Raw genomic sequence first — 13,118 nt, forward strand, 5'->3', positions numbered from 1 at the left:
CGTCAGCAGCGGCGAGGTAACCCGCCAGGCAACAGTCCTTGCCGCCACTCCACGAGATAAACACCTTACGCATAATACCACACCTCCACAAAAATAATCCGTTTATTCATGTACCTCTCTCAGATGAGAAGTATCATTGAGCAGGCTAACAACCACCCGCTGCGGATAGGTCTCAATGATGCTCAGCGAAGCGTTGTCCACCCGGAACTTACGCCAGTGTAGCTGGTCGATTCCCATCAAATGGCAGAACAGGACTCGCAGCGGGCCGCCATGAGCGACAATAAGAACCGTCTGCGACGGTTCATGCTTCTCCAGCTTGTCCAGAAAGGTAATTGTCCGGGCAATAAACTGCTCAAAGGTCTCGCCGCCAGGGAAGTTAATCTGCTGCAGGTTAAACTCGCTAATCGATTCCGCAAGCGCCGGGTAACGGTCTTTAATCTGCTGAAACGTCAACCCCTCAACCTCCCCGTAATTAACTTCTCTCAGCTCAGGGCAGGAAATAATATCAGTATCACATCCGGTCGATATTACCTGCGCCGTCTCCTGAGCCCTTCTCAAATCACTGGAGTAAACAGCGTCAATCTTCTCTACGGCCAGACGGTCACGTAACCTCTTCACCTGCTCGTATCCGGCAGCGCTCATCTCGACATCACTGTAACCGGCGAAGCGCCGGGCGCTATTGTATTCACTGATACCATGTCTTACCAGAAGTAACCTTACCAATCTTACCTCCTGATTATGTCAAATAAACCAGCGGTTATAAGCCAGCAGGCTGACAAGGATGAGCATGACGACTTCCACCACCTCACTAATCGCCCCGTAGGTATCACCGGTAAGCCCGGCAAACTGGCGCTTCAGATAAGCTGCCATGGCCACCACCACCATCCAGACGATAAGAATTACCGCCAGACCCGCCAGATAAAAATAAGCCAGATTGGCTAAAAGAGTCAAGCCGGTAATTACCGCCAGTGTTATCAAGGTAGCCATGATGAACCCCTGCCGGGTCGCTCCCTGCTTGAACGCCCTGCCCAGGCCCTCCGGCCGGGCATACGAATAAGCAAAGACAGCGTAAACCATCGCCCATCGGCTGACCACCGGCAGCAGCAGCAGGGTTAACGGCAGCAGGGTATCCGGCACACTGCTTAACGAAACATACTTCAGCAGCAGCAGTAAAAAGACGGCGACAATTCCGAAGGCACCGGCACGGCTATCATGCATCACCCGCCACCGTTCTTCAACCGTGCGGTGTCCGGCCAGACCGTCACAGGTATCAATAAAACCATCGAGGTGCAAAGCGCCGCTGATTACCACCATGGAAACAATCAACAGTCCATCAACTAACGCCGGTGGCAAAAAAAGGCGGAACAGCCAGTTCAGTCCCACCAGAAGAAGCCCGATAATAGCCCCGACCACCGGAAAATAATGCAGCGAGCGCCCTACCTCACCCGGGTCAATCTCACGCCGGAGAGGTACCGGGATAACCGTCAGGAAACTCAACGCCGCCAGAAATCTCAACTTACGGTTCGCTCCGCTCCGATACTCCGGCATCGGCAAAGGTCGCCATCTCCGCCAGTATCCGGGCCGCGGTTTCACTGAGGAATATCCCCAGCGCGGCGCCGCTCCCTTCGCCCAGGCGCATCCCTAAGTCCAGCAACGGTTTCAGTCCCAGGTGTTCCAGCATCAGGCGGTGACCGGGTTCAACCGAAACGTGGGCGGCAATCAGAAAGCCTTTCAGCCTCGGAGCCAGCGCCGCAGCAATCAGGGCAGCCGCCCCGGAAATAAACCCATCAATTACCACCGGGACCCGGTTTGCCGCCGCCCCCAGCATCACGCCCACCAGACCCCCAATTTCAAATCCGCCCACCTTAGCCAGCACGTCCAGGGGCTGTGAGGGATCAGGGCGGTTCACTGCTAAAGCCCGCTCAATTACCTCTATTTTATGCCTCAGCTGCCAGTCAGCGATGCCGGTACCCCGCCCGGTCACTTCCGCCACCGTTTTCCCTGTCATCACAGCACAGATGGCGCTACTGGCGGTGGTATTGCCTATGCCCATATCGCCGGTACCCACGATGTCCAGTCCTTTACCCAGTTCAGCGGTCACTATTTCAATACCGGTCTCCACCGCTTTTACCGCATCTCCGACAGTCATTGCTGAGCCTGAAGTCATATCCCTGGTACCGGCAGCCACCTTCCTCGACACCAGGTGAGGATTAGCTGCCAGCTCCCCGGCCACCCCCATATCAACAACGACGACACGGGCTCCTGCCTGGCGTGCCAGGACATTGATGCCAGCGCCACCGGCCAGGAAATTATAGACCATCTGCGCAGTAACTTCTTGAGGATAAGCGCTGACCCCTTGCGCCACCACCCCGTGGTCGGCGGCCATGGTGATAATGACTTTTTGCTTGATTTCAGGGACAGGCCTGCCCTGAATGCCCGCCAGTTGCACGGACAGTTCTTCAAGACGACCGAGGCTACCCTGCGGCTTGGTCAGTACATCCTGCCGGGCGCGGGCCTGAGCCATCGCCTTTTCATCCAGGGGTCTTATCATCTTAATCACTTCAGACAGTTGCATGGTCACTCCTTTTATCAGATATTGCTTACAACTCTCCCGCAGCCAGCATTTCCTTCATGGTGGTCATGAGTTTCTGGCATTCGGGCAAGGTGCGAGGAGCAATACGGACATACCGGGGCAAGCCAAAAGAGGTACAGTCGCGCACCAGGATACCATGTTTTAGTAAAGCGGAGCGGAATTTTCCGGCATTACCCACTTTGACCAGGAAGAAATTCGCCTTTGATGGTACCGGGGGAAAGCCAGTCCGGTCAAGCTCCGCCATCAGGAACCGCTTTGCCCGCTGAACTTCCTGCCAGCACCTCGCATAGTAATCAGCGTCCTCCAGGGCAGCGATACCGGCTTTCTGGGCCGCAATATTGACATTCCACGGCGGCATAACGCGGCGCAGGACATCGATGATGTTTCCGTGAGCCAGGGCATAACCGAGGCGCAGTCCGGCCAGGGCATAGTCCTTGGTCATCGAACGGATAATAACTACGTTACCACGGGCAATCAGGTCAACCGATGACCATCTCCCGTCCGTGAAAGAGATGTAAGCCTCATCCAGGATGAGCAGTCCATCCCCGCAGTTGTCCAGAACCCGTTCAATTTCCCGCCGGGTGAGGTACCAGCCGGCGGGATTATTGGGATTACAAATAAAGATAAGCCGGGGGTGATGCTTCCGCAGCAGGTCAACCGTCCCGTGTATTAAGGGGAGGAAACCTTCTTCAGCCACTCCTCCCTGATCGATCACCTCCGCTCCGGCAATCTGGCTGGCGACCTTATATTCGCTAAAGGTTGGCTCCAGAACCAGGACCGGGTCTCCAGTGCCGAGGTAAGCCAGGGTGAGAAGACGAATCAGTTCCAGAGCGCCATTTCCGACCAGAATATTGCCCGGCGCCACCTCCAGCTTGCAGGCAAGACAGTCCCTGACCTCAGTAGCCTCAGAATCAGGATAGCGCTCAACGGCGATAGCACTCAGCGCCTCTCTCACTCCCGCAGGCGCCGGGAACGGATTAGCGTTAACACTGAAATCAAGAAGCTCGTCTGGGCTGATTCCCAAAGCTCTCAACTCGGCGTAGTTGATTCCGCCGTGGGGAGGGACTTTCAGCTTTTCTATCTCCGGTCTAGGTCGTAACGGCAAAGCGAATCACTCCTGCTGCAAAACATATTCCCGCCCAGGACAGCATAGATATTAACATCAGTCTCAGGGCGTCATCAATTGTCTGCGGCACCAGCGGGGCAGCGGCGGCTCCCAGCCGGTAGTGCCCCACCTTCACCAGCTGTACATTGAGCGCGCCCGCCGTCGCCGCCATCGTCCAGCCGGCATTCGGACTTTCCGTCCTGGAGTGCTCATTGAGGGCAACCCGCCAGGCAGCCCGGGCATCCCTTCCCGATAGAAAACTCGCCAGGACCAGGAGGAGCACAGTCACCCGGGCCGGGATAAAATTGAGCACGTCATCAAGCCGGCAGGCAAACTTACCCAGATACTCGTATTTTCCATGATAACCAATCATGGCATCCAGGGTATTGACCACCCGGTAGGCAACGGCGCCGGGGACGCCAAAGAGCAAAAAATAGAACAGGGGAGCCACAAAGCTATCCACAATATTTTCCGCCACTGATTCGATGGCCGCCGACACCACCATTGGCTCCGATAGATCAGCAGTATCACGGCTGACCAGTGAGCGCAGCTCATAGCGTGCCTCGTTCAATCTGTTACCAAGGAGCAGCCTCTTAATCCTGATGGCTGCCCGCCGCAGCTCCCGGAGGGAAAAGGTTGACTTCAGCAGCACCGCCCCGACAACAACATAAGCCACTGCGCTGAGACTACGCAGATAAAAAAGGGACAGATAGACAGCCGCCGCAAATAGCCCGATAAGGAACAGTGTCATCCCGGCCCCATAGACAAACTGCCTGCGGGGTGACCGACCCCAGCCACCCTTCTCCAGGAATGAAGTAACCCGCCCCATCCAGACCACGGGGTGAATGGGGCGGGGCGGCTCCCCCAGAACCAGGTCAATAACCAGGGCAACAAAAAATACCGCTAAAGTATCCATATCTCAGCGCCTGAGTTAGTCTCAAAAATACTTTTCCAAACTCATCTACTCGAATAATTCCGGGTGAATGAAGCGGGCAATCTCCTCCAATCCCTGGACAATACGTGGCCCGGGGCGGTTCAGCAGGTCTCCATCAACAGTATAAACCCTACCCTGCTTTACCGCGGTTATCTGCCGCCATACCGGGTGCTCCCGGAGCTGCTCTACTGTCGTCTCCGGTAGATATCCATGGCGGATGCCCAGAATAATAACTTCAGGGTCAGAACTTACTATCTCTTCGATACTGAGTTTAGCATAAGGGGACTGGACCACGGCCGCGATATTTTCCGCTCCTGACATAGCGATTAAGGAATCAATAAAGGAGCCAGGACCGGCCGTCCAGGGATTATTGAGGTCAGTAACGGCAAAGGTATAGAAGACCCTGACGCTGGGAGCGCCCTTTACTTTATCGGCAACCCGCGAAATTCTGCCCCTCATATCGGCGACAAGTTCTCCGGCTTGCTTCTCCACGCCGGTAACCTTGCCCAACAATTCAATATCCCTTAAAATGCTGTCAATGTCCTCCGGGTCAATAACCAGGTAGGTTATCCCCAGGCTATCAAACTGTGCCATGAGCTGCTCATCTCCTCCATTGGTCAGTACCAGGTCCGGTTCCAGATCAACAATCTTTTCCACGGAAGGCTTCGAGAAACTCCCTACCTTTTCTGTCCGTTTAGCTTCTTCGGGATAATCACAATACTCACTAACCCCAACCACCCTCTCCTCCAGACCGATAGCAAAGATAATCTCGGTGATGCTGGGCACATGTGATATGATTCTCTGCGGGCTTTCGGCTATGTTTACCATCCTGCCGGCATCATCGGTGTAGGACTCCGGCTGGAATCCGGGCTGGCACCCGGCCGCCACAACAAAAATTAGACCAGAAAGAACAATCCAGAACACGAATCGTCCTATTTTCAAAAACGTTACCTCCAATAAAATATCCGGTAAAAAGGAAACCCCTTGTCCAGGCGGACAAGGGGTTATCTCATGTCTCTATTAACATGTTCCCACCCCCTTTCCTCCGCGGAGGTTCAAGGTCCCCGGGGTAGCCGGCGTTCTGACTTCTCCCTTACGGCGAGTTACAGCAGGCGGAACTGTGCTGGACTTTCACCAGCTTGCTCTCCGACTATGCCTGAACCTCTTCAGGCATTCCCAGGTTGCTTATTCTTTGGCAATATAATACAGGAACAATCCGCAAATTACAACTACAGTCCGTGGGCTTCCGTGAAGCTCTGTCCCTGCTCAGTTGACAATAGCTATGCAAAAATAGAGAATAGTAGCTAGCTTTAATTTCGTAAGACGGGGTAAGCCCTGAACATTTCCGGGCGGGACTGGCTGGTACTATCCACACAGAAAAGAAAGGAGAAGGACATGGCAAAAACCGAGCAGGAAATTCATGAAGTGGAAAGCATCCCCTGGAAACCGGTAGAGGGCTACCCGGGAGTTTATGAAAAAGTGCTCAATGAAGACCGGAGAGCAGGCAGTATTAGTCGACTGCTGAGGTACGATCCGGGCACGGTCTTCGATGAAGTGCTGAACCATGATTTCTACGAAGAAATCTACGTTCTTGCCGGGACATTGATCGATGAGGGGAAGAACCTGATATTAAAAGCCGGTTACTATGGCTACCGCCATCCCGGTATGAGACACGGGCCGTACCGCTCGCCGGACGGAATGATGACCTTTGAGATTAGAACGTATCAGGGATAACGTTTCAGGTTATGTCAAGCTAGATAGATTAAACGGCCAGAAACTCTGCCCCACTTGAAGACGCTTAAAAACAATCACGGGCTTGTTTCTCCAGCCGGGGAAGGAACGCCATGAAAGACTTAAATTTAACACTAAAGACAGCCACAGGAACGCAGCCGGTCAGCTTCAAGGTCAAGCGCATGGTAAATGCCGGTTATGTAGGCAGAGACCAGGAAACTGTCGTCAAGCATATCGAGGAGCTGAAGAAAGAGGGGGTCCCTGCCCCGGATGAAGTGCCGACACTCTATCCGGTAGCGCCCTATCTGATAACCACCGAGGAGACGTTAGAGCCGATTGACGACTACACCTCGGGAGAAGCCGAATTTGTCCTTTTCCTGGAGAAGGACAAAATGTATGTCGGCGCCGGCAGCGACCACACTGACCGGAAGCTGGAAGCCGCGAGCATCGTCAAAGCCAAACAGATGTGTCCCAACGTGGTCTCTTCAGTGGTCTGGCCGTATGATGAAGTCAAAAGGAACTGGGATGAGCTTATCCTGCGAAGCTGGACAGAGAAGGACGGGCAGAGGATACTGTACCAGGAAGCCAGACTAGCGTCCATTCTCACTATCGAGGATTTACTCGCCTTTATCAGGAGCCGGGTAAAGGATGAAGACTTTAATAATATGGTTATCTATTCGGGCACCATCCCTCTCCTCGGGGGTGAAGCGATCTTCGGCGACAGCTTTGAGGTGGAGCTGCATAATCCTGAAACCGGCGATTCCCTGTGGTGCCGTTATCAGGTCAAGCCCATGGACTATCTGTAATCAGACAGTTAAAGCCCCCATTCAACCGGCGCAGTTTTTACCTAAAATGTCATACTTTCGTAATTTTTTTCACTCCTATTTTATAACTTTTCCATTATTTAACGTCTAAAATTGCAGAGTGAGAGTACCGCAGGCCTTTGCGTGCCGTTAGCAGCGTCATAGGCAAGAAACTTTCCGCTATCAGGAGGTGAGGAATGCCGGTTGATATCAATTTCATAGTCGGTGGTGAAGCCGGACAGGGAGTGCAATCCGTCGGTTTTTTACTGGCCAAGACCCTCGCCAGGGGTGGATACTATGTTTTTGCTGACCAGGACTATGAATCGAGAATACGGGGCGGCCATAACTTCTTCCGGGTCAGGGCCAGGGACACTGAAGTAAGCGCCATTGCCGAGCCGGTAAACATACTGCTTACCCTGAACAAGGAAAGCATTGACCTGCACCGTGATGAATTAGCCCCCGGGGGTGTTATTATCTTCGACGGCGAACAGATAAAAGACGCCGGTGACAGCAGTAACTTGTTCAGCGTACCTCTGGAAAGGCTGGCTGAAGAAAAGGCCGGAGGCAAGCTCATGTCCAATACGGTATCGCTGGGAGCCGCCCTCGGCCTGGTAAAATACGACTTCGAGGTACTGTCGAAAGTCTTACAGGAACACTTCGGCAGCGAAAAAATTGGCAAGGATAATGTGAAGGCAGCCAGGGCTGGCTACGAATATGCCCGGCAGAATTTCCAGGGCGACTTTGACTTTCATCTCAAGCCGGTCAGTGACGCCAGAAGAATGTTGCTTACCGGCAATGAAGCCATCGCGCTGGGAGCAATCGCCGCCGGCTGTAAATTCATGGCGGCTTACCCGATGACTCCCACAACATCAATCATGGAATATATCGCGGCTAAAGCCAAAGACATGGGAATGGTAATGGTGCACGCCGAAGACGAAATAGCGGCGGTCAATATGGCCATCGGCGCCAGTTATGCCGGCGTCAGAGCCATGACCGCCACCTCCGGCAGCGGCTTCTGCCTCATGGTGGAGGGGGTGGGACTGGCCGGGATAACTGAAACGCCGCTGGTGGTCATCAACGGCCAGCGTCCCGGCCCGGCTACCGGACTACCCACTCGCACCGAGCAGGGCGACCTCGATTTTGTCCTTCACGCTTCCCACGGAGAGTTCCCCAGGACAATACTGGCGCCGGCTACTGTTGAGGGATGTTTCTGGTCAACCGTCAAAGCTTTCAATCTGGCGGAAAAGTACCAGGTGCCCGCCTTTATACTGACCGACCATGTCCTGGCCACCTCCTATACCACGATCGACCCGTTTGACCTCTCCGGGGTAACCATTGACCGGGGGCTTCTCTTTAACAAGAAAGCCAGCAGGGAATACAAAAGACACGCCATAACCAAATCAGGCGTTTCACCCCGGGCTTTCCCCGGGCAGCCGGGAATCGTGGTATCAACCGACGCCGATGAACACGATGAATCCGGTCACATGATTGAGGATGCCGAGACCAGGATACGGATGGTACAAAAACGAATGCGCAAGCTCGACGGACTGAAGAAGGAGATCACGCCCCCGGAATTATACGGCCCCAGGAAAGCGGAGACGACCCTTATCGGCTGGGGGAGCACCGGCGGCGCTCTCCGTGAAGCCGTGGACATACTGCGCCATGAAAAGGTCAGTGTCAACCTGCTCCACTTTAACGAACTCTGGCCCTTCCCGGCTGAGGCGTTCGCTGATGCCTTAAAGAAAAGCGGTAGCAGCTACGTAATTGAAAATAACGCCACCGGGCAGCTTGCCCGTCTCATCCGGGCCGAGACCGGCATCAAAGTCAGCGGCAAGATTCTCAAGTACGATGGGCGACCCTTTACTCCGGCATACATCGCCCGGGCAATCATTGAGGGAGGTTCGAGCATTGGTAAAGATAGCTGATTATGAAGGGTTGCCCAGTGCCTGGTGCCCCGGCTGCGGCAACTTCGGTATCCTGAACGCGGTCAAGAAAGCACTGGTCGAGCTTGATCTCGAGCCAGACCAGGTGCTGATGGTCTCCGGCATCGGGCAGGCCGGTAAGTTGCCCCACTACACCCGGTGCAACATCTTTAATTCACTCCACGGCCGGCCGGTGCCCCCGGCTATCGGCGCCAGGATAGCCAATCCCGAACTGACCGTTATTGCCGTCAGCGGTGATGGGGACGGCTACGGGGAGGGAGGCAACCACTTTGTTCACGCCATGCGCCGTAACCACGACATTACCTACCTGATACATAATAACCAGGTCTACGGCCTGACCAAGGGACAGGCATCCCCGACCAGCGACCTGGGTTTTGTCACCAGGACGACTCCTTACGGGGCCGCCCGGCCGGTAAACCCGATGACCCTGGCAATAGCCACCGGTGCCACCTTTGTCAGCCGGAGTTTTGCCGGGGATATCAAGCACCTTACCACCATGATTAAAGCCGGCATCACCCACAAAGGGTTTGCCCTGATTGATATTCTGCAACCCTGCGTCTCGTTCAACCACAAGAATACCTTCGGCTGGTACCGGGAGCGGGTCTACAAGCTGGAAGAAGAACCCGGCTATGACCCGACCAATAAGATGGAGGCATTCAACAAAGCCCAGGAATGGGACGGGCGGATACCAATCGGCATATTCTACCAGCAAGAGCTGCCTACCTTCGAGGAGCAGATACCCGCCCTGGCTAAAGGGCCGCTGGTAAAACAGAAGATTGAACCTGGCAGGGTACAGCCGTTACTTGATGAATTCATCTAGAGGGATAACGGACATGAGAGAAGAAATAGTCGCAGCACTGGCCATACTGGAGCGGGCCATCAGAATTGAACAGGAAGGGCGGGAATTCTACCTGAAAGCGGCACAAACTACGGAGGAGGAGAAAGGACGGGAGACCTTTCGTACCCTGGCCTCTGATGAGCAAAACCACCTTGACCTGATAAAGAAGCAGCGCCAGTCCTTAAGCGACCAGAGCCAGTGGATTATTCCCGATGAGATAAAGCCAGCCCCGGTAGACCTGCAAAAAACCCTCTTCCCGAAAGGCAGAGAGGCTCTGAAAAAGGCGATTGGAGCCAAGTCCGGTGAAAGCGATGCCCTGGTTTTTGGGCTGGAAATTGAGTCGAAAAGTTATGATTTCTACCGGCAGGCGGCTTCCGAAATAACTGACCACCAGGGCAAAGCCATGTTTCAGTTCCTGGCCGGAGAGGAAAAACAGCATTTCGATACTCTGATGATGAGGTATGATTTCTTATTCGGGCCGATAGCCTGGACGTCCTGAGGAAGATAGCACCATGGTTGACTGAACGACTGAACTATCCGGAGGCGGGAAGCTTGGCAGAACTATCATTGCCCTTTGAGTCCAGATACTTTCCCCAGAAGAAATTTCATAATGTTTACCGGAGGTCTCTGCAGGAACCGGAGGAATTCTGGGCGGAGCAGGCGAGACAGCTTGACTGGTTCAAGACCTGGGACAGGGTACTGGAATGGAAACCGCCGTTTGCCCACTGGTTTGCCGGCGGGCAACTTAATGCCTCCCATAACTGTGTCGACCGTCATGTGAAGACCTGGCGCAAGAGTAAAGTAGCCATCTACTGGGAGGGTGAACCGGGGGATGTCCGGGTACTCAGCTACTCGACCCTGTACAGTGAAGTCAATAAATTCGCTTCCGTCCTTAAGAAGTGCGGCATAGTGAAAGGTGACAGGGTTGCTTTATACTTGCCGATGCTAACAGAACTACCCGTTTTCATGCTCGCCTGTGCCCGCATCGGCGCTGTCCACACCGTCATTTTCTCCGGCTTCAGCGCCCAGGCGCTATCCGACCGGGTAAATGATGTGCAAGCCAAACTGCTGATTACAGCGGACGGTGGGTTCCGCCGCGGAAAAATAATACCGTTGAAAGATATCAGCGACGAAGCTCTGAACAGGTGTCCTTCGGTAGAAAAAGTTATCGTGGTCAACCGCACCGGCACCAAGGTCAACATGCAGCCAGCCCGCGACCACTGGCTCCACGAACTGCTCGATAAGGAGGCCTCTTTTGTTGCCCCCGAGCCGGTGGAATCCAACCACCCGCTTTTTATCCTCTACACCTCCGGGACTACCGGCAAACCCAAAGGGATTGTTCACAGTACCGGCGGCTACATGGTACACAACTACTCCACCTACCAGTGGGCATTCGACTTGAAAGAAGAATCAGTCTACTGGTGCACCGCTGACGTCGGCTGGGTCACCGGACACAGCGCCATAGTTTACGCTCCGCTGGCGCATGGCGCCGCCATCGTTCTCTATGAAGGAGCTCCGGACTACCCGGATTTTGACCGCTGGTGGCACATTATTGATAAATACGGCGTCACCATCTTCTATACCTCGCCAACCGCGATCAGAATGTTTATGGCACAGGGTAAGGAGGGACTGAAAAAGCATGACCTCAGCAGCCTGGAACTGCTGGGCAGTGTCGGCGAGCCAATTAACCCCGAAGCCTGGCTCTGGTTTTACCGGGATATCGGCGGCGAGAAATGCCCTATCGTTGATACCTGGTGGCAGACCGAGACCGGCGGCTTGATGATATCCCCCGCCCCGGGGATAGAATGCGTCCCGCTCAAGCCCGGCTCAGCCACCCTGCCGTTGCCCGGCGTTGAGGCTGAAGTGGTCGACGAAAAGGGGCAGCCGGTACCCACGGGGGAGAGAGGCTTACTGGTGATCAAGAGACCCTGGCCAGGGATGCTCATGGGGATTCACGGCGACCCGGAGCGGTACCGGGAGACCTACTGGTCACGTTTCCCCGGCGCCTTCTACACCGGCGACTATGCCGTGAAAGACACGGACGGCTACTTCTGGCTTCTGGGCCGGGCTGATGAGGTACTGAAAATCGCCGGGCACAGAATAGGTACTGCCGAGCTGGAGGATGCGGCTGTCTCTCACCCTGAAGTAGCTGAAGCCGCCGTAGTGAGCAAAGCTGACCCGGTAAAGGGGGAAAGCATCATAATCTTCGCCCGTCTTAATGCTGGAACCATGCCCTCCGCCGACCTGAAAAAAGAGCTTGCCTCTCACATGCGCGCCGTGGTCGGCCCGATAGCCACCCCTGATGAGGTCTACTTTGTCAAACAGCTGCCCAAGACTAGGAGCGGCAAGATCATGCGGCGAATCCTGAAGGCGGTAGCCAACGATACCCCTATCGGGGACATCACTACCCTGGAAGACGAAACCTCGGTGGAGGAAGTAATCAGAAGCTACCAGGAACTCAAGAGAGTCAGGGAGGCAAGGTAAAAATGCTACCTGATCCTCTGGTTACAGGGATAATAGAACGGTAACCTGTCTACATAAATTGTGGAAGGAGGTATTTAATATTGCCTGTTTCACTTTCTATCAGTGAGATTCTCAACATAGCCATCGGCATTGAAAGGAGCGGAATCGCTTTCTACGACATCATGAGCCGGTCGGTAGAGGATACCCGCGTTCGAGAAATCTTCGAGTATCTGGTGATTATGGAACGGGAGCACATCCGGATTTTCCAGGGTATGCTCAGTGAAGCTGATGAACGTCAACCTTCAGAAATCGAAAGCGCTGAACAACCGGCTTATCTCAAGTCACTGGTTGATAACGCTGTCTTTACAGATGATATGATTGCGAGCGAGGCGGCCAAGCAAACAGATAGCGATATTAAAGCACTGGAACTGGCAATCAGCGCCGAAAAGGATTCCATCCTGTTTTACTATGAGATGAAAGAGATAGTACCGCCGCCAGCCCACCCGACGCTAAACAGAATAATCGCCGAGGAAAAAATGCATCTGAGGCGACTCTCGGAGCTAAAGGAAAAAATGACCGCTGCCTGATAAAAGCGGAAATGGAGGTAATAATATGTACAGGAGAATTTTAGTCCCGGTAGACGGCTCCAAGTTAGCCGAATGCGTGCTTCCACATGTCGAAACACTGGCTAAAGGTTGCAGCGCTGAA

General features: G+C 54.2%; 13 protein-coding genes. 7 read left to right on the top strand and 6 right to left on the bottom strand.

The window, feature by feature from the left end; translation table 11 throughout:
* Positions 1 to 102: 102 nt before the first annotated feature.
* Genes Q8Q07_03960 through Q8Q07_03985 form a run of 6 tightly spaced genes read right to left on the bottom strand, consistent with a single transcriptional unit; the run spans position 103 to position 5,574 of the window.
* Complete coding sequence (locus Q8Q07_03960) at positions 103 to 723, bottom strand: histidine phosphatase family protein (GenBank protein ID MDP3879445.1); 621 nt, start codon at positions 721 to 723, stop codon at positions 103 to 105.
* 18 nt (positions 724 to 741) lie between these two features.
* Positions 742 to 1,548, bottom strand: a complete 807-nt coding sequence (gene cobS / locus Q8Q07_03965; GenBank protein ID MDP3879446.1) for an adenosylcobinamide-GDP ribazoletransferase — start codon at positions 1,546 to 1,548, stop codon at positions 742 to 744.
* Positions 1,517 to 2,575, bottom strand: coding sequence for a nicotinate-nucleotide--dimethylbenzimidazole phosphoribosyltransferase (gene cobT / locus Q8Q07_03970; GenBank protein ID MDP3879447.1), 1,059 nt, complete (start codon positions 2,573 to 2,575; stop codon positions 1,517 to 1,519). The genes cobS and cobT overlap by 32 nt, the downstream gene beginning before the upstream one ends.
* A 25-nt stretch (positions 2,576 to 2,600) precedes the next feature.
* Positions 2,601 to 3,698: a histidinol-phosphate transaminase gene (locus Q8Q07_03975; protein ID MDP3879448.1), complete on the bottom strand. Its 1,098-nt coding sequence runs from the start codon at positions 3,696 to 3,698 to the stop codon at positions 2,601 to 2,603.
* Positions 3,682 to 4,614 carry a cobalamin biosynthesis protein gene (locus Q8Q07_03980; protein MDP3879449.1) on the bottom strand — a complete coding sequence of 311 codons (933 nt, stop codon included), beginning with the start codon at positions 4,612 to 4,614 and terminating at the stop codon, positions 3,682 to 3,684. Before Q8Q07_03980 ends, Q8Q07_03975 begins: the two co-directional genes overlap by 17 nt.
* A 45-nt stretch (positions 4,615 to 4,659) precedes the next feature.
* On the bottom strand, positions 4,660 to 5,574 hold the full coding sequence (locus Q8Q07_03985; GenBank protein ID MDP3879450.1) for a cobalamin-binding protein: 915 nt from the start codon (positions 5,572 to 5,574) through the stop codon (positions 4,660 to 4,662).
* Between the two features lie 453 nt (positions 5,575 to 6,027).
* Between Q8Q07_03985 and Q8Q07_03990 the strand changes: the two genes are divergently transcribed.
* The 7 genes from Q8Q07_03990 (at position 6,028) to Q8Q07_04020 (ending at position 12,997) form a co-directional block, all read left to right on the top strand.
* On the top strand, positions 6,028 to 6,366 hold the full coding sequence (locus Q8Q07_03990) for a cupin domain-containing protein (protein ID MDP3879451.1): 339 nt from the start codon (positions 6,028 to 6,030) through the stop codon (positions 6,364 to 6,366).
* Positions 6,367 to 6,476: 110 nt separating this feature from the next.
* On the top strand, positions 6,477 to 7,169 hold the full coding sequence (locus Q8Q07_03995; GenBank protein MDP3879452.1) for a DUF2848 family protein: 693 nt from the start codon (positions 6,477 to 6,479) through the stop codon (positions 7,167 to 7,169).
* Positions 7,170 to 7,363: 194 nt separating this feature from the next.
* The gene (locus Q8Q07_04000; GenBank protein ID MDP3879453.1) at positions 7,364 to 9,091 is read left to right on the top strand and encodes a 2-oxoacid:acceptor oxidoreductase subunit alpha; all 1,728 of its coding nucleotides are present in this window, start codon (positions 7,364 to 7,366) and stop codon (positions 9,089 to 9,091) included.
* The gene (locus Q8Q07_04005; protein ID MDP3879454.1) at positions 9,075 to 9,929 is read left to right on the top strand and encodes a 2-oxoacid:ferredoxin oxidoreductase subunit beta; all 855 of its coding nucleotides are present in this window, start codon (positions 9,075 to 9,077) and stop codon (positions 9,927 to 9,929) included. Before Q8Q07_04000 ends, Q8Q07_04005 begins: the two co-directional genes overlap by 17 nt.
* A 13-nt stretch (positions 9,930 to 9,942) precedes the next feature.
* A complete protein-coding gene (locus tag Q8Q07_04010) occupies positions 9,943 to 10,446 on the top strand; it encodes a ferritin family protein (GenBank protein MDP3879455.1) in 504 nt (167 codons plus the stop codon).
* A 53-nt stretch (positions 10,447 to 10,499) separates the two neighbouring features.
* Positions 10,500 to 12,431, top strand: coding sequence for an acetate--CoA ligase (acs, locus tag Q8Q07_04015; protein ID MDP3879456.1), 1,932 nt, complete (start codon positions 10,500 to 10,502; stop codon positions 12,429 to 12,431).
* 80 nt (positions 12,432 to 12,511) lie between these two features.
* Complete coding sequence (locus Q8Q07_04020; GenBank protein ID MDP3879457.1) at positions 12,512 to 12,997, top strand: ferritin family protein; 486 nt, start codon at positions 12,512 to 12,514, stop codon at positions 12,995 to 12,997.
* The last annotated feature ends 121 nt before the right edge of the window (positions 12,998 to 13,118 follow it).

The sequence above is a fragment of the Dehalococcoidales bacterium genome (genome assembly GCA_030698765.1).
Classification (GTDB): Bacteria; Chloroflexota; Dehalococcoidia; order Dehalococcoidales; family UBA2162; genus JAUYMF01.